This is a genomic window from Runella sp. R5_40 (assembly GCF_057652295.1).
Window position 1 is genome coordinate 318,972 of sequence record NZ_JBYFCH010000002.1, and the last position, 17,512, is coordinate 336,483.

The following is a 17,512-nucleotide window of genomic DNA, read 5'->3' on the forward strand; positions in this document are numbered from 1 at the left end:
TGGTCGATAGTCCACTGTCTATAGTCATCTGTGGATTATTGACTAACAACCTCTAACCGTCAACTGTGGACCATGGACTGCTACATCGACAACCCTCAATCCTCTTTCTCCAACTCAAAAATAGCTTCGACTGGTTTGTCGAAGTAGCGGGCAATTTTTAGTGCCAACACAACCGACGGCACATACTTCGACGCCTCCAGCGCATTGATGGTTTGACGCGAAACGCCTACGGCTTCGGCCAAATCAGCTTGCGTCATTCGTTTTATGGCTCGTTCTACGTGAATTGTATTTTTCATACGGCAGCCCTCCTTTCTTCAAAATACGGTTTTACGTAAACAATCCAGTGAAAACGCGCCAAAAACACCAACGGTGCCGTGAGCATATTCCACGATAGTACAGCATAAAACGACAAACTATACGAAAACCAAACTGACAATAAAAAGCCGCCTAAATGCGCATAAAAGGCCCAAAGTAAAGATTCAAGCCGAGTTTTCATGATCCATTCATCATCGGTACGTTCACGTGAAAAGGCTACAAAAAAGAAACTAATGGCTGTAAGGGTCATCAAAATTTCTCCCGCAAGGTCATTGGAGGTTTCATCAAAAAGGGCAGCTAAACTTCCCTTTTCGGGGACTTGTACCAAAGTCCAACGGGAAAGAATGTGTTCGCCATCAAAAAAACTGAGGCTCGGAGATACTTGAAGTATGCTCAAAATTGTCAGGATAAGACAAGGTACAAACAACAACCAACCGATTCTCTTAAAGCGATTGGGCAAAAGTAATTTGGTATCCATAGCTGTTAATAGGTTTTTGTTTGAAAAATTGATTTTCGATTCAAATGTAAAGTATATTTTACATTTAAGCAAATATTTTTTACACAAAGTCAAAAATAAAAGCGCATCGTAATTGGTACGATGCGCTTTTATTACCTTCCCGAAAGCTTTTCTCCCACCTTCCCGAAAGTTTTAAACTTTCGGGAAGGTAATAGATTATTCTCCTCCTGCTTCGCCCGCAGCTCCTGGGTAGGTTACTTTGGCGATTTCCATGTCAATTGTAAAACGGCCAATGCCTTCTTCACCAATCACATCAAACAATTCGACTTGGCGACGGGCGATGTATTCTTCTTCGATTTGCTCTTTCACAAACCACTGCAAGAAGTTTTCGGTTGCGTAATCATCGAGGCGGCGGCTGATGCCTACCAAGCGGTTGATAGCCTGCGAAACCATGATTTCTTGTTCCAACGCTGTTTCAAATACCGAACGAAACGATGGGTATTCTTGGGGGATGCCTACCACCTCAGGCGTGATGGCTGTTCCGCCCATGTCGCAGATAAATTTAAAGATTTTGAGCATGTGACCACGTTCTTCGTCGGCTTGTGCAAAAAAGAAATCGCCGCTGTGGGAGTAACCATTGCGGTCGCACCACGCAGCCATGGCCAAATATTTTGCCGAAGATTCGGCTTCCATTTTCACTTGAGCATTTAAAGCAATTTCTAAATCTTCTTTCAACGAAGTTCGCATACGAACGGTGTCTTTCATAGTTATATTAGTTTGAAATGGGAAGTTTCCATCGTTTTTTTCAACAATACTACATCCTTTGACGCAAAATTGTTCTATTTCAACCCTGCTTCCCTAAAATTTGGAATGAGTCTGAATTTGAGAAACCTACGATTTACAGGAGAGTGAAGGTAAGTAATCTCATTTTCGTCTTTTTAATTGCGTAGCAATCTTCAAACCTAGTCATTGATCATTTTAAACAACGATACAAGTGAGAGTCAATACATGCATAGCAGCATTACTTTTGACGTTGTCTATCAAAGCACACGCTCAGACCAACAAGGCTGTCGCCTCAACGGATTTTAACACTGCCAAACCGTGGACGTACTGGTGGTGGATGGGAAGTACCGTCACCGAAAGCGACATTACGTGGCAGCTCGAAAACTTCGCTAAAGCAGGTCTGGGAGGGGTTCACATCATTCCTATTTATGGCGTCAAAGGACTTGAAAAACAAGCAATTCCTTATTTAAGTCCGCGCTGGATGGAAGTGTTGGCGCATACGGTTCGAGAGGGAAAACGGCTCGGATTAGGTGTGGACATGACCACGGGAACGGGCTGGCCTTTTGGCGGGCCGAACGTTTCTTCCGAATTTGCGGCCAAAAAATGGCAGGTTGTCAACGGCGAAATTCAAAGCGCTCTCACCAAACAGGCCGTCAAGCGCGCGGCTCCTGGGGGTGAAGGACTGGTACTCGATCCGTTTTCGGCCAAAGCCATGCCGCATTATGTGCAACGTTTTGACTCGGCATTTGCCAATTTCAAAGACCGCCCTCGCGCCATGTACAATGACTCTTACGAGGTCTATGGCGCCAACTGGACGGATGATTTTCTGAATGAATTTCAAAAACGGCGCGGTTACGACCTCAAAAGCCAATGGGCGGCCTTCACCGACACCACTACGGCTTTGGTCAAAATCGACTATCACCAGACGCTTTCGGAATTGTTGTTGGAAAATTATGCCAAAAAATGGACCGATTGGTCGCACAAGCAAGGCTTTATCACGCGCTACCAAGCCCACGGTTCGCCAGGCAACTTGCTCGATTTGTACGAAGCCTCCGACGTTCCCGAAACGGAGTCTTTTGGCACAAGTCGCTTGCCTATCAAAGGCTTACGCATCGACGACCAGTACGAGGTGGACCGTTTTGGAACGCCCAATGCCCTTGCCATGAAGTTTGCGAGTTCGGCCGCCCACCTTGCTTCCAAAAAATGGGTAAGTTCCGAAAGCACCACTTGGCTGGCCAATCACTTCAAAGTCTCACTTTCACAAATCAAGCCGCAGTTGGATGAATTGTTTGTATCGGGCATCAACCATTTGTTTTACCACGGCACTACGTACACGCCCCAAAGCGAGGCATTTCCAGGGTGGTTGTTTTATGCTTCCACCAACTACGGCGTTCATTCCCACTTTTGGAAACATTATCCGTTGTTGAACAAATACGTAGAACGTTCTCAAACGATTTTGCAAAACAGCCAAGCCGACAACGACCTATTGGTTTATTTTCCAGCACATGACTTGTGGGCAACCAAAGCCCGTGCCAGCGGAGGAATCCATTTGTTGGAAGTTCACCACGTGGACAAGTGGTTGTTAAAACTTCCTTTTGGGCAACTTAGCAATTGGCTTTGGGACAACGGTTTTTCGTTTGACTTCATTTCCGACGACCAATTGCAGCGCTTTGCGTCGTTGGCTACCAAAAAATACAAAACGATTTTGGTTCCTGCCACCACCTACCTACCCGAAGCGACTCTTTCGCGGCTCGCAGCGTTGTCAAAAGCAGGGGTTAAGGTAATCTTTATGGAACATTTACCCAGCCTCCCGACGGGTTTTGCCCAACAAGCTGAGCGGGCGGCATCTTTCCAAAAACTCCTCCAAACGTGGGCAAGTCAACCATCACACCTTCCAAGTCTTGGAGACTTGGAAGGTATCCTAGCCACTCAGAAAATTCGCCAAGAAACGTGGGCTAAAAATGGTTTGCGGTACATCCGTAAAGTACAAAATGGAAAAGTTGTTTACTTTATCGCCAACCAAAATCAGCTTTTCAGCGAAGGGTGGATTACGCTCGCTACTCCTGCAAAAAAGGTGTATATGTACCAGCCATTGACCGATAAAACGATGGAATTACCCGTTAGAACAGAACAAGGAAAAACACAGGTTTACCTATCTCTCCTTTCGGGTGAGTCGTGTTTTTTGAAATTGGATGCGGCCTTAAACGTTGGAAAGGTTTTGAACCTTTCCAACCCTCAAACTTTCGCCCTGAAAGGCAACTGGAAACTGACTTTCTTAGCAGGAAAGCCATACTTGCCCGCCCCCAAAACAGTTGCTAGTTTGGGCTCTTGGACAACGTTGTCCGATTCGGTTAGTTATTTTTCGGGGACAGCGCGGTATTCATTGACTTTTGACGCCCCTGCAAACATCGAAAAAGCCAGTAAAATCGTATTGGATTTGGGCGATGTCCGCGAAGTGGCCGATGTGACGCTCAATGGTCAAAAAATCGGTACGGCGTGGAGTTTGCCTTTCCGCCTCGAACTGCCCGCTGGGAGTTTGAAAGCCAACCAAAATACCCTCGAAATTGAAGTAACCAACCTCTCGGCCAACTACATGCGCCTCCGCGACACACAGCAGCCCGACTGGAAGAAATTTCAGGAAATCAACATGGTGGACATTCAGTACAAGCCTTTCAACGCCTCAAAGTGGCAAGCTATGCCGTCGGGTTTGTTGGGTGAAGTAACGATGGAGTATTGGCCGAAAAAATAATTTTACTTTTTTTTCTTTTTTCTGCAACGCTACCTCTCTAACCTTCGTATTGGTAAGCAAGAAGATGATTAGATAGATAATCGTATTCGTTTTTATGGCTGTTAGAGAGAGGAAATCGCCGCCGGTTCTACCGACGGCGATTTTTTGTTACGAACAAGCCCTGACTTTCCAACCTTCGGAAAGTTTAACACCGCCACAATTTGGCCCACCATCTTTACCAACGCCTGGCACGCGCACTTCCAACGCCGACTGTGGCGTAGTTTCCAGTTGCTGGATAAGTTCCCACGTAATGCTTTTCAAAGGAATTTTTAGCCGACGGCTCCACAGGGTATCGAGTTGTCCCGCTGCTCGGCCAATGTCGATATAGACAAAACGTTCTTTGGGAGGGCCTTGAGTGAATGCCCCCAGAAAAACGGGCGAACCATCCGCCGAAGGCTTCACGCGTACCGTTGCTTCAAACGTAAGGTCTTCGCCAATTGATTTTTGCTTTTGGAGCGTGACGTAGTTGTGCCCACTCCCTTCCTGAATCCCGAAATCCGTAGCAGGCGTTGGTTTTTCTAAAATAATCCGAAGTTTAATTTCTCGTTCCATGGCTTGGGTTGTTTGGTTTATTTAACAGAGTGACATGGCTTAGCTCAAAAACAGCCATTTTTGCAGCTATCGTTATTCCAAATGAAAAGGAATATATGGATATTTCAGTGGGCGATTAACAATAATAGACGTCAAAAAATTGGTGCCAATATCTAGGAAAAGTCGCTTACCTTCCACTGTTTCCATTAAAAAAAAGCGACCATCGGTTTTTGCTCTATTTTTGACCCTGTACACCTTTCCATCCAACAAAATCAGGTCGTAGTATTCTAAAAGCACCTCCTCTAAATGCCCGTTCCTATTAATCGTACTCCAACTTTTTTGCTTTTCAATCATACAAGTCAAAGCCACATTTACCTGATTAGGTTTTAAAATTTTCGCTTTCAAAAGCCTTGACCAAAGCCAAAAGCTTTCCGAATGCAGCAGTTTGTATTGATTTTTCCCTTCATTCAAAGAATACTCAAACGACATTCCAGTAGGCTCAACTTGGTTAGATTTTCGTAAATCGACCAGATTATCCATACGATTCATCAGATAAACATAAGCACTCATAAACTCCTGAGGACTCTCACGTCCATAATCATAGACTGATTTTATTATTTTACCGTCTTTAACAAAGCTAACTTCTATTGATTCATCGTCGGTATGAGATGCCATGTAGATGTCTTTCAATCCCTTTTTATACCCTGCTGTAAAACGAAACCAAATTACTTTAAATAACTCTTCAGGCAGTTCTCCCTGATAAAGACCTTTTCTAACGGTATGGTCTTCTGCGTAGTAGAACACCTTGCGGTCATGCTGAATAATGACTGACATTACAGGACATGTGCCGTAGCACCCTGAGGAATTGATAACAATTTCATCAAAATCATTTTTCGTAATTCTCGTAAGTTGCACATATTTCGTCTCCTGATGTTTTTCTTTCACAATCAATGTATCTTTTATCAAATCAATTTTGCCCTTAGTTTGCCACTGGATGCTATCTGATTCAAACACCTGAAATTCTTGACTTTCAGAGATTTTAAAACGCTTCCGATTCCCATTATAAAGCTTGACTGTTGAATCCATACGATATGCCCTTTTATTCAGCCAGTAATCTTCAAATGAATAATGTACCAATGAATCTTTAGAATAAAAGAACAATTCATCGTGTAAAGCTCCACCTGTTAGAACAGGCGGGGCAGGGGGCTCTTCTGGGTCAACCTTTATTGTATCTTTAAGAATTTCTTCTCGTTTTACCGCTATCCAATGTCCCTTGATTTTAGCGGTATAATGTGTCTCAAAAGGCTGACATGCAGCAAATAAAACACACATAAATACGTAAGCCTTCCTCATTTTATCAAATTTTATGTGACTAGCTTTCAATAAACAAACCTACCCTCACCTATGAATTGCATCATAGAACTAAAGTCGCACTTTTTATTCAATACAAGTTTAGTAACTTTTCTCTTACTTACCGCGTCTTAAAAACAGCCATCTTTGTGGAGGCTTTGGGAATTGTCGGAGTCTTGGATTGTCTAACGAGTTGTATGAAAGAACAAATTTTAAAACAGTATTTCGGGTACGATACTTTTCGGCCGCTGCAAGCAGAAATTATTGATTGGGTTTCGGCAGGAAACGATTGTATGGTGCTGATGCCTACGGGCGGTGGGAAATCTGTGTGCTATCAAGTGCCCGCCCTCATGACCGAGGGACTTACGATTGTGGTATCGCCGCTGATTGCCCTCATGAAAGACCAAGTGCAGGCCCTGCGAGGCAACGGCGTAGGTGCGGCCTACCTCAATAGTACCCTCAGCAGCAGCGAACAATACGCCATCGAACGACAATGTTACGCGGGCGAAATCAAGCTGCTGTACATCGCCCCCGAAAAACTGCTTACGCCTAGTTGCATGGACTTTGTTCGGGGACTAAAAGTCAACCTGTTGGCCGTGGACGAATCGCACTGCGTCTCGGTATGGGGCCACGATTTTCGTCCTGAATATACCCAACTCCACGTCCTCAAAACGGCCTTCCCCGACGTGCCGATGATTGCCCTTACGGCCACGGCCGACCGCGTCACGCGTCGCGACGTGCTGAAACAATTGGGTATTCCTGACGCGCGCGTTTTTGAGGCATCGTTTGACCGTCCCAACCTCTCGCTGAACGTTTTGCCAGGACGCAACCGCATCAAAGTCATCGAACAGTTTATCCACGACCACCCCAATCAGTCGGGGATTATTTACTGCCTCGCCCGAAAAACCACCGAAGATATTGCCCTCAAACTACGCGCCAAAGGCATCAATGCCCGCTTTTACCACGCCAAAATGCCCGCCGAAGAGCGCTCTGCCGTGCAGGATGCTTTCCTGCGCGACGACGTACAGGTCATGGTAGCGACGGTAGCGTTTGGGATGGGGATTGATAAATCGAACGTGCGTTGGATTATCCATTACAACATGCCCAGCAACGTCGAAAGTTTTTACCAAGAAATTGGGCGGGCAGGCCGCGACGGCCTCAAATCGACGACGATGTTGTTTTACAGCTTTGCCGATTGGATCATGCGCCGCGACATGATTGAAAATTCGGAGTTGCCGCAGCACATGAAAGACATTCAGTTTGCCAAGCTCGACCGCATGAAACAATACGCGGAAGCCGACCACTGCCGCCGCCGTATTCTGTTGAGTTATTTCAACGAAACCGTAGAGCGCGATTGTGGCAACTGCGACGTATGCCGCAACCCACGTTCCAAATTCGACGCCACAGTCTCGGCCCAAAAAGCCTTGTCGGCCATTGCCCGTACCGACCAAAAAATAGCGATGGGGATGCTGGTTGATGTTTTGCGGGGTTCGCACAACCGTAGCGTTACGGAACGAGGCTACGATAAAATCAAAACCTTTGGCGTAGGCCGCGACCTCCGCGCCGAAGAGTGGGCCGAATACTTGACCCAAATGCTCAATTCGGGTGTTATGGACGTGGCCTACGACGAAGCGCACTCGCTGAAACTAAACGAGATTTCGTGGCGCGTTTTGCGCGGTGAGCGTAAGGTGGAATTGGTGCGTTTTGAGTCGTACGAAGAAAAACGCAAACGCCAAGAAGAGCAAGCAGAGCCCGTCAAGACTAAGAAAGAAGTCATCCGTGACGAACTCTTTGAACGCCTACGCAAAGTACGTAAACGCTTGGCCGAAGAAGAAAATGTGCCGCCTTTTGTGGTATTTTCCGATGCCACACTCTCCGACATGGCCGAAAAACGCCCCGTCAACCGCATTCAGATGCTTCAAGTTTCGGGGGTAGGCGAAGCCAAAGTAGCGCACTATGGCGAGGCTTTTATCAACGAGATTTTGGAATATGCCCGCGAGAAAACCGCACCAGGCACCCGCATCGTCAGCGGAATGACCTACATCGAAACCTACGATTTGTACAAGCAAGGACTCTCGCCTCAGCAAATCGCTCAGCGGAGGAATTTGAACGAGTTGACGATTTATTCGCACCTAGCTAAACTTTACGAAGACGGCCAAGAAATTGACCTTTGGCAATACCTCACCAAAAATGAGTACCGCGCCATTACTGAGGCCGCCGAAACGTTAGGTATCGCCTCCAATGCCGCCCTCAAACCGCTTTTTGAGCATTTAGAAGGGCATTATGAGTATTATAAGTTGCGAATTGCGTTGGCTTTGTGGGGGAAAAGAAACTGAGTAAAGGATTACCTGCTATGTGTTTTTGTTATATCTAAATTTCCTTTTTAGGAAACTTTTTACCTCTAATTATCATTATTAAATGAAGATTAATTTTGACATCGAATTGCTACCTGAGGCTGTTGATTTTTTAGAGCAGCTAGAGGAAAAAGCACGAGAGAAAATATATTACAATCTTAGAAAATCGCAATTTGTTAATGACAATGAACTGTTTAAAAAACTAAATGATTTCATCTGGGAGTTCAGAACTTTGCATAACAACAAAGCGTACAGGCTATTTGCTTTTTGGGACAAAACAGCAGCACAAAAAACTTTAGTAATCACTACGCACGGTATTCTGAAAAAGACGCAAAAGACTCCCACGAAAGAAATCAAAAAAGCCGAAGAGATTCGGAGACTTTACTTAGAGTATAAATTACAAAAAAATCAACAGACATGAGCCATCAATTCAAAACTGTTTCACTCGATTCGATGTTGGACAAGCACATTGGTGAACTTGGCACAGAAAAACGAGAAATATTTGAGCATGAGTTACGCATAGATCTACTAGGGCAAGCTATAAAGCAAGCTAGAAAAGAGCGAAAACTAACTCAAGAACAACTAGGAGAGCTCGTTGGCGTACAAAAAGCGCAAATTTCTAAACTTGAAAATAGCACTAAAAATGCGCGATTTGAGACCATTTTGAAAGTTTTTGATGCACTAGGTGCAACCATAAATTTCAGTGTAACACTCAATAACCAATCACTTACCTAGTTCACCAAACTCAACATAAACGCATACTCCAACGCAATGTCTTTTAGACGCTTGAAGCGTCCCGAAGCACCGCCGTGGCCTGCGTCCATGTCGCAGTGAAATAGAAGGAGGTTGTCATCCGTTTTCAATTCGCGCAGTTTGGCCACCCATTTGGCAGGTTCCCAGTACTGCACTTGCGAGTCGTGTAGGCCCGTTGTGACGAGCATATTAGGGTAGGCTTGCGCCGTTACGTTGTCGTAGGGACTGTACGATTTCATGTAGTCGTAATACACCTGTTCGTTCGGGTTCCCCCATTCTTCGTACTCACCCGTCGTGAGCGGAATGCTTTCGTCGAGCATGGTCGTGACCACATCCACAAACGCCACCTGAGCCACCATGCCACGGTACAGCGCAGGCGCCATGTTGGCCACCGCGCCCACCAACAATCCACCCGCACTTCCGCCCATGGCAAAAAGCCCCGCCGACGACGTCCATTTTTCTTGAATCAGAAATTGGGCGCAATCAATAAAATCGGTGAAGGTATTTTTCTTATGCAGCATTTTGCCATTTTCGTACCAATTCCGCCCCATTTCTTGCCCTCCTCGGATGTGACAAATGGCAAACGCAAACCCACGATTCAACAAACTCAGCCGTGCCGCACTAAACGACGGGTCGATGGAATAACCGTACGAACCGTAGGCGTATTGGAGCAAAGGCGCGTTTCCGTCTTTCACAAATCCTTTTTTATAAACAACCGAAATCGGCACCAAAGCACCATCGCGGGCAGGAGCAAATAGGCGTTCGGTTTGGTAGTCGTCTTTGTTAAACTCTCCCAACACCTCTTGTTGTTTGAGCAATACCCGTTCGCGGGTTTCCATGTTGTAATCAAACGTGCTGCTCGGAGTCGTGAGCGAAGTATAGCCGTAGCGCAAAGTAGTGGTGTCAAAATCGGGGTTTGTACCCACATAAGCCGTGTAAGCCGCTTCACCAAAATTGAGGTAATGCTCCGTTTGGTTTTGCTGGTTCATCACGCGTATATGCAGCAATCCCTCCGAACGCTCCTGCACCACCAAATGATTCCGAAACACTTCCAATCCCTCAAAATACACCTCTTCACGGTGCGGAATCACCACTTGCCACTGCGTTGTATCGGCATGGGCCGCTTCGGCTACTTGCATCAAGCAGAAATTAAACGCTCCGTTTAGATTGGTTCGGATATAAAAACGGTCTTCAAAATGATCCACGGAATACTCATGCCCCCGTTGGCGCGGCAAAAATGACCTAAATTCGGCCGTGGGCGTATCGGAACGGAGGAGCAAATACTCGGTCATCACGCCATTTTGGTCGGACGAAATCGCGATGTATTTTTTAGATTTCATGCGGTGAAGCCCCAAATAGAATTGGTCATCTTCTTCTTCAAAAACCAGCACATCTTCGGTCGGGGATGTACCCAATACGTGCCGCCACACTTGGTAACCAAGCAAAGTTTCGGGGTCTTTACGAATGTAAAAAACGGTCTGATTATCCGCCGCCCACGCATAGTTTCCACCTTCGGTATCTGGAATCGCCTCGGGGTATAACTCTCCCGTTTTGAGGTTTTTAAAACGCAATGTATATAACCGCCGACTTACGGTATCTTCCCCAAAAGCGGCGATTTCTTCGTTGTCAGAGATTTCGGGGAAGGTAGCATTGTAATAAGATTGCCCTTCGGCCAATTCGTTGAGGTTGAGCATGATTTCCTCGTCAGCGTCCAGCGTCTGGTACTTTCGGGCGTAAATCGGGTACTCACCACCTTGTTCGTAGCGGTAATAGTACCAATAGTTCCCGTCTTTGTAGGGCACCGATTCGTCCTGCTCTTTGATTCTCGATTTCATCTCCACAAACAATGCCTCCCGCAGCTCTTTGAAAAGCGCCATTACCGCCTCCGTATAAGCATTTTCGGCCGTGAGGTAGTCGATTACTTCTTGGTTTTCGCGGTCGCGTAGCCAGTAATAGTTATCAACGCGAACATCGTTATGAATTTCTAATGAATGGGGCTTTTTGTTGGCTTTAGGTGGCTGTATCGTCATAGAAAGAACAGATTTATCGGCTTTTGATTTAAACCGTAAAGTAAGGCAGTTTTTGAGAAATAATTTATTTTTGCTAAAAAACTACGATGATTACTGATATTCACTCACTCGACCCCAACGGTACTTATACCTACGCCGATTACTTGAAATGGCGATTTGAGGAGCAAGTAGAGCTTATTAAAGGGAAAATTTATCGAATGTCACCCGCGCCCAAAATGGCGCACCAATGGGTGTCAGGCCAATTATCCTATCTTTTGCGCAAGCATTTTGACGCGAAGCCCTGTACTATTTTTGACGCCCCATTTGATGTACGCTTACCCATTGGCAACGAGCGTTTTCCTGAGAAAATTTACACCGTAGTTCAGCCTGATATTTGTGTCATTTGTGATGATACCAAACTGGACGAAGACGGTTGTTTAGGCGCTCCTGATTTGATTGTAGAAATTACCTCGGCCTCAACCTACAAAAAAGATTTCAACGAGAAATTCAATTGGTACGAAAAAGCGGGCGTTCGAGAGTACTGGATTGCGATTCCTAGCGATAAGGCAATTCATGTCTATTATCTCGAAAATGGGCAGTACCAACTAGGTGGCATTTACGACCAATTACCCGCACAATCCGTTATTTTTGAGGGATTTGAGGCAGCGTTGGAAAAGGTATTCAGATGAGAAACTGTATTTTGGATATGCGTTATTTTTAAATATTTTTGTAAGAAAAGTAACGATAAAACAATGCTTACGATAGAAATTGAAGATGCTCAATTAGAGCAGCGTATTGCAAAAAAAGCAAAAGCAATTGGCAAATCAGTTCAAGAGTTCATTAAAGAATTGGTGGCCGAAAACGTGACTGAATCCGATGAACTTGGCTTCGAGATTCCTCGCTTGGATGTTCGACAACACGCTAGAATTTATAAACCTGAATTAACTGAAGAAGAAGAAATAGAACTGGCTAAAAACCCTGATGTCAGACCTTTCTCTCATGTAACAGACACGGTAGAATTTGCCCGTCAATTACGACAAAACACCTGGAAACGTAAATGATACTGATAGACTCCAATATTCTTATTGATTACTTCCGAGGGAATAAGATAGCAAAAAGTTTTATTGATGATCATGGTAAACCAAACCTTGCCATCAATACAGTAATCGCAATGGAATTATATCAAGGAGCACTCAATAAGGCTGAATTTGGGAAAATAAAAAAGGAACTCTCCTTATTTTTGATGATAGATATCAATGAGGATATTGCCCAAACGGCACTAAAATTACACGAACGATACGCACTTTCGCACAAAATCAGCATTCCAGATTATATTATCGCCGCTACCGCCCTCGTGTATGACCTTGAACTTCTCACCTACAATCTCAAAGATTTTCGTTTTATCCCTACCTTAAAGGTAAATAGCGATTTAAAGTAAATCTGCACCCGCACAATCCGTGTATTTTTGAGGGATTTGAGGCAGCGTTGGAGAAAGTGTTTCGGTAGACTTTTATCGCCAACTACTCGCTTCAAAGCTCGCACCTACGGGGACGTTGAACACCGCTCCTTGTTCAATTAAAACATTTTTACACTTTGCTGGTTGATTAACCGATATGTTAATAACGTGAGGCGACTTTATGATTACATTTTGGGTAATCGAAGGTACTTGCCCACAACTCCAAATCGTCGGGTCATTCCAATTTCCTGATTTCACTGTTTGGAGTGCTCCAACCCCCATCGAAGTCACTATTACAGGCTCAGAAACACAGGTATTGGCTGGTTCGAACTTCATAATTCTATTATTTCCTACTATCCACCCTGTGGTAGGGTTAGTAAAGTACATACCAGTATTCGTATTAAAATGATACGATTTCTTCCACGTAATACCACCATCCGTCGTTGAAAAGGCATTGTCTGCTCCCAATATCCAACCATTATTTTCATCTAAAAACTGTACCCGAGCATTATAATTATAGAGAAATATAGTAGGTGTATTTGGGCCAATATCCTGCTTAACCCAAGTTGTACCTCCATTAATGGTTTTATAAACTCCCTCTTGTTCAGAAGCTACCACCCAGCCGTTAGACTTACTAGTAAAATGCACAGAGGTAAACGTAGTAGTAGTATTACTATTCTGATATTTCCAGGTTTCGCCACCATTACTAGTCGTAATGATAACTCCACCTTCTCCTACAGCCCACCCTTGGTTCGTATCAATGAAATATACACTTTTAAGGTTTTGAGGGGTAGGACTATTTTGCTTTATCCACGTTAATCCACCATTATTAGTTTTATAAATTCCTCCAAAATCGCTTACAGTCCACCCTATGTAAGTATTTAAAAAATACACACTATTAAACTTAATATAACTATTCATATCACCTACTGGCTGCTGTACCCACGTTTGACCACCATCAGTTGTAGCCAAAATACCATTGACAAAACCAGGGTTTTTACTACCTACTATCCAGCCATGTGTATCATTTACAAAAAACAAATCATAGTAATTATTATCAAGGACTTGAGATGTCCATTTTTTACCTCCATTGATGGTTTTGGCCAAAACCCCATTTCCAACAGCAAAACCTATAGTATCATTTATAAAATGAATATCCCTGTAAAAACGTTGGGGAATTTCGCCTACAGATTTCCAAGTAATAGCACCATCGGTCGTCTGAGCAATAGCTCCATTTGTTCCTACCAATAACCCTTCATTGGCATTTTTCATAAAAAAATTTCTCAATCCAAAAGGAGAATTATCACTTGCTTCTCTCCAAGTCACTCCCCCGTCAGTTGTTTTATATATTTTACTATCACCTCGAATCCAGCCAGTAGTTGAATCAATAAATTGTATTTTGTCCAAGTTATTGACTGCGCTAACGACTTGAGGAATCCAAGTATTTCCTCCATCAGCAGTTTTTAGAACAGTACTATTTTCTCCTACAATCCAGCCGTTGAAAGCATCAATAAAAGTAATACCCTTTAGTGCACTTGTTATATTTAAGTGTCCAGGCATCCAAGTATTACCCGAATCTGTGGTTTTAAGAAGGAGTCCATAACTAGCAGCCACCCAGGCAGTAGTGGCAGATATTGCTTTTACATCATACAACACATTGCCCAATATACTCAGGTTCATTATCCAAGTATTACCCCCATCGGCTGTAGTATAAATATTTCTTCCACTTGCAATCACCCACCCTCTATATTCATCAGCAAACGAAGCAGCATTTATACTGCCTTCAGAATTCAAGCTTTGTGATATCCAACTTTCTCCTCCATCCATGGTTTTTATAATTGTCCCCCTGTATCCCACTGCCCAACCTATTGATGATGATACCATTTTAATACTTGAAAGATGCTCTTTGACCCCACTGGGACGGGGTTGCCAAGTAGCTCCTCCGTCTGTTGATTTTAGAACAACTCCATTGTTACCCACAGCTATCCCCAAAGAAGAAGTGGGAAAAACAACACTGTTTAGATCATTTGGGGTTATTTCACCCGTTTGGCTTACCCATGCCCCTACCAGCATGGGTTCTACTGTATAGCTACCTGCACTTGCATCTGTAAAGGTACGTCCATTGACAGCACTAATAGGTACACCATCTTTTCTCCAAAGAATAGTTGTTGAACTTGATAAATTTTCTGCTTTCAATATTACAGTTTGGCACGGCCCTACGAGGGCACTGTCTATTCGTACTTTTGGTATAACACCAACTCCCATAAACGCTTGGGATGTACAGCTGTTATCATCCTTGCAATAGGCATTATAGGAAGTAGTTGAAGCGGGGCTTACGGTAATACTACTTGTCGTTGCCCCAGTATTCCACCGTAACGTTCCAATACAACCCGCAGCCGTTAAAGTAATGCTACTACCACTGCAAAGTACATTTTGCTGATTATTGCTGGTGATAGACGGAGGCGCTGGCGATAACATATTAAGTATTACCGAATTGGATACACAAGGAGTCGTAACTTTAGTGTATTTCATGATAACACCATTATAACTAAGTCCCCAGCCACTTTGCGTATCCGCAAAGCTAATTTGAGCGAATTTATCATAAAGTCCGATGGGTTGCCATACCCATGTATTTCCCCCATCAGTGGTTTTAAAGACTCCATTGTCATAAGGGCTAGTCACCCATCCTTCGTTGGCACTAGAAAATGACATACTTAAACTGGCTGTTCCAGACCCATAGCTGTTCTGAGCAACCCAAGTACTACCACCATCAGTAGTGTGTTTCATAACAATATCACCACCCACCCAACCATTGTTAATGTCTTTAAAATAAACCAAGGACAAATAATTTGATGTACCAGAGGGCACAGTTGCCCAGTTTTGGCCGCCATCCGTAGTTTTAAGCAAGATACCATTGCTCGATACCACCCAACCAGTATTGGCATCTATAAAATGAAAGTCGTTGATACTGTAACCTGTACTAACAATGCTCCACGTAGCCCCACCATCAACCGTTTTAAAGATATTGGTTCCAGAATTCGATATCCATCCCGTTGTCGCATTGATAAATTGTACTTTTTTAAAATTCCAACCTGAGCCTGCATTTTGAGACGTCCACGTGGTGCCTCCATTGGTTGTTTTTCTAATAGTCCCACTATCTCCTACTGCCCAGCCCGTATCGGCATCCACAAAATCAATACTTCTTAGATAATTGCTTGTACCACTATTTAAAGCCAACCAAGTTTTTCCTCCGTTGGTGGTTTTATAGACTGTGCCATTTTCTCCTCCTAAATAGACTTGTGTAGCATTTATTGCCTCTATGCTTGAAATAGCGGAGGTAAGTGTTTGGCTGAATGTATTCACCCAATTAGTACCCGAGTTTGTTGATTGAAGGATTGTCCCAGCAATGCCCGCTGCAACAACATTAGTTGTACTACTGGCATAAATAGCTTGCAATGGCGAGGAGTTTTGATTAGATATTTCCCAAGTTATCCCCCCATTGATGGTCTTGTAAATAGCGTTTCCAGACGTTAACCACCCCTCCATTGTACTTGTAAAGAAGACCGAAGATCCTCCATTGGAACTTGAACTCCACGTATTTCCTCCATCAGTGGTTCGATATACTTTATCATCAGAAATAATCCAACCATGCGTAGATGAAACAAAAAATACATCATTCAGAAGACCTGTCTCCCCCAGATTCATAGTCACCCACGTTCTCCCGCCGTCGGTAGTCTTTTTGGCCGTGCCGAATCCCACTACCCATCCTTCCAAGGAAGAGACAAAGTGAATATCTCTTTGGTGGTACATACCCGTATTTTGGATAGTCCATGTAGCTCCCCCATTGGTGGTTCTCAAAAGAGTACCCAAAGGAGAATTGACTACTATCCAACCATTATTGGCATCTATGAAGGTAATCTCTTCACAATATCCGCTATAACTTGTGCTCACACTATTTACACTATTCCAACTTAGTCCGCCATCGGTGGTTCTTAAAAGAATGTATTCCCCAGCAATCCAACCGACTGAAGCATTAATAAAATGAACACTTAAAAGATTATTAGTAGTAGGAGAGCTAACTAGATTCCAAGTGATACCACCATTAGTAGTACGCACTATTGTACCTAAATCGCCCACAGCGACTCCTACGTTGGCGTCAGCCATGTGTATATCGTTAAAACTATGACCATGAGGGAGGTGGCTTTGGAACATCCACTCTCCTTGGTGAGGAAGTTCGACCGTATAGCTGCCTGCTTGCGTAGGGATATAAGTATTACCTGATACCCCGTCAATGACATTTCCATCTTTTTTCCATATCAAGGAAGATCCACTAGGTGCTCCGCTGGCAGTAAGAGTAGTGTTCCCTGGTGTAAAGCACTGTCCAGTACTGGAACTCACTGTAATAACAGGCAACACAATTGGCGAAATGCTTGACACTGTCTTTACTTCATTGACAGCACAGGTAGCATAATAAGTGGTCGTCACTGTAGGAACGACAGTAATGGTCGTACTTGTTTCTCCCGTATTCCAGCGCAGACTTCCTGTACAATTGTTAGCCGTGAGGGTGAGGGTAATAGGAGCACCAGCACAAGTGCTTTCAGGCCCTGTAAGTTCAAACGTACTTTGAGCATACGTAGCAGAGCTCCAAGCAACAAAAAACAAGGCGATTAGTAAAAAAACTCTCATACCTATTTTTTTTAATAAATAAGGGGAATT

At 44.0% G+C, this 17,512-nt stretch carries 14 protein-coding genes; 7 read left to right on the forward strand and 7 right to left on the reverse strand.

Translation table 11 applies throughout. From position 1 onward, the window contains the following. Positions 1-95 precede the first annotated feature (95 nt). The 3 genes from AC23N5_RS06045 to AC23N5_RS06055 form a co-directional block, all read right to left on the reverse strand. Positions 96-296 (reverse strand): helix-turn-helix transcriptional regulator, encoded by a 201-nt coding sequence (locus tag AC23N5_RS06045; RefSeq protein WP_122933612.1) that lies wholly within the window; start codon positions 294-296, stop codon positions 96-98. Beyond that, positions 293-793 carry a hypothetical protein gene (locus AC23N5_RS06050; RefSeq protein ID WP_487754863.1) on the reverse strand — a complete coding sequence of 167 codons (501 nt, stop codon included), beginning with the start codon at positions 791-793 and terminating at the stop codon, positions 293-295. Before AC23N5_RS06050 ends, AC23N5_RS06045 begins: the two co-directional genes overlap by 4 nt. Before the next feature lie 195 nt (positions 794-988). After that, positions 989-1,537, reverse strand: a complete 549-nt coding sequence (locus tag AC23N5_RS06055) for a ferritin (protein WP_487754864.1) — start codon at positions 1,535-1,537, stop codon at positions 989-991. 229 nt (positions 1,538-1,766) lie between these two features. Between AC23N5_RS06055 and AC23N5_RS06060 the strand changes: the two genes are divergently transcribed. Beyond that, positions 1,767-4,304, forward strand: coding sequence for a glycosyl hydrolase (locus AC23N5_RS06060; RefSeq protein WP_487754865.1), 2,538 nt, complete (start codon positions 1,767-1,769; stop codon positions 4,302-4,304). 147 nt (positions 4,305-4,451) lie between these two features. Here the strand turns inward: AC23N5_RS06060 and AC23N5_RS06065 are convergent, their stop codons facing one another. Then, positions 4,452-4,895, reverse strand: a complete 444-nt coding sequence (locus AC23N5_RS06065; protein ID WP_487754866.1) for a DUF5990 family protein — start codon at positions 4,893-4,895, stop codon at positions 4,452-4,454. A 72-nt stretch (positions 4,896-4,967) separates the two neighbouring features. Next, positions 4,968-6,227, reverse strand: a complete 1,260-nt coding sequence (locus tag AC23N5_RS06070; RefSeq protein ID WP_487754867.1) for a DUF6438 domain-containing protein — start codon at positions 6,225-6,227, stop codon at positions 4,968-4,970. A 194-nt stretch (positions 6,228-6,421) separates the two neighbouring features. Here AC23N5_RS06070 and recQ point away from each other — a divergent pair, with 194 nt between their 5' ends. The 3 genes from recQ to AC23N5_RS06085 all read left to right on the forward strand — a co-directional run bounded on the left by recQ (position 6,422) and on the right by AC23N5_RS06085 (position 9,313). Continuing rightward, a complete protein-coding gene (gene recQ / locus AC23N5_RS06075; protein WP_487754868.1) occupies positions 6,422-8,560 on the forward strand; it encodes a DNA helicase RecQ in 2,139 nt (712 codons plus the stop codon). A gap of 82 nt (positions 8,561-8,642) precedes the next feature. Next, positions 8,643-8,999: a type II toxin-antitoxin system RelE/ParE family toxin gene (locus tag AC23N5_RS06080; protein ID WP_487754869.1), complete on the forward strand. Its 357-nt coding sequence runs from the start codon at positions 8,643-8,645 to the stop codon at positions 8,997-8,999. After that, complete coding sequence (locus AC23N5_RS06085; RefSeq protein ID WP_487754870.1) at positions 8,996-9,313, forward strand: helix-turn-helix domain-containing protein; 318 nt, start codon at positions 8,996-8,998, stop codon at positions 9,311-9,313. Before AC23N5_RS06080 ends, AC23N5_RS06085 begins: the two co-directional genes overlap by 4 nt. On the opposite strand, the gene AC23N5_RS06090 is transcribed toward AC23N5_RS06085, so the two are convergent. After that, entirely contained in the window at positions 9,310-11,361 is a 2,052-nt protein-coding gene (locus AC23N5_RS06090) for a S9 family peptidase (RefSeq protein ID WP_487754871.1), read from the reverse strand. The two genes, AC23N5_RS06085 and AC23N5_RS06090, sit on opposite strands and share 4 nt — an antisense overlap. A gap of 86 nt (positions 11,362-11,447) precedes the next feature. Here AC23N5_RS06090 and AC23N5_RS06095 point away from each other — a divergent pair, with 86 nt between their 5' ends. From AC23N5_RS06095 to AC23N5_RS06105, 3 genes are all read left to right on the forward strand, one after another. Next, positions 11,448-12,029 (forward strand): Uma2 family endonuclease, encoded by a 582-nt coding sequence (locus tag AC23N5_RS06095; RefSeq protein ID WP_487754872.1) that lies wholly within the window; start codon positions 11,448-11,450, stop codon positions 12,027-12,029. Positions 12,030-12,092: 63 nt separating this feature from the next. Beyond that, entirely contained in the window at positions 12,093-12,401 is a 309-nt protein-coding gene (locus AC23N5_RS06100; RefSeq protein ID WP_183980773.1) for a hypothetical protein, read from the forward strand. Next, on the forward strand, positions 12,398-12,778 hold the full coding sequence (locus AC23N5_RS06105) for a PIN domain-containing protein (protein WP_487754873.1): 381 nt from the start codon (positions 12,398-12,400) through the stop codon (positions 12,776-12,778). The genes AC23N5_RS06100 and AC23N5_RS06105 overlap by 4 nt, the downstream gene beginning before the upstream one ends. A 72-nt stretch (positions 12,779-12,850) precedes the next feature. Here AC23N5_RS06105 and AC23N5_RS06110 read toward each other — a convergent pair whose 3' ends face one another. Further along, positions 12,851-17,482 carry a WD40/YVTN/BNR-like repeat-containing protein gene (locus tag AC23N5_RS06110; protein WP_487754874.1) on the reverse strand — a complete coding sequence of 1,544 codons (4,632 nt, stop codon included), beginning with the start codon at positions 17,480-17,482 and terminating at the stop codon, positions 12,851-12,853. Positions 17,483-17,512: the final 30 nt, after the last annotated feature.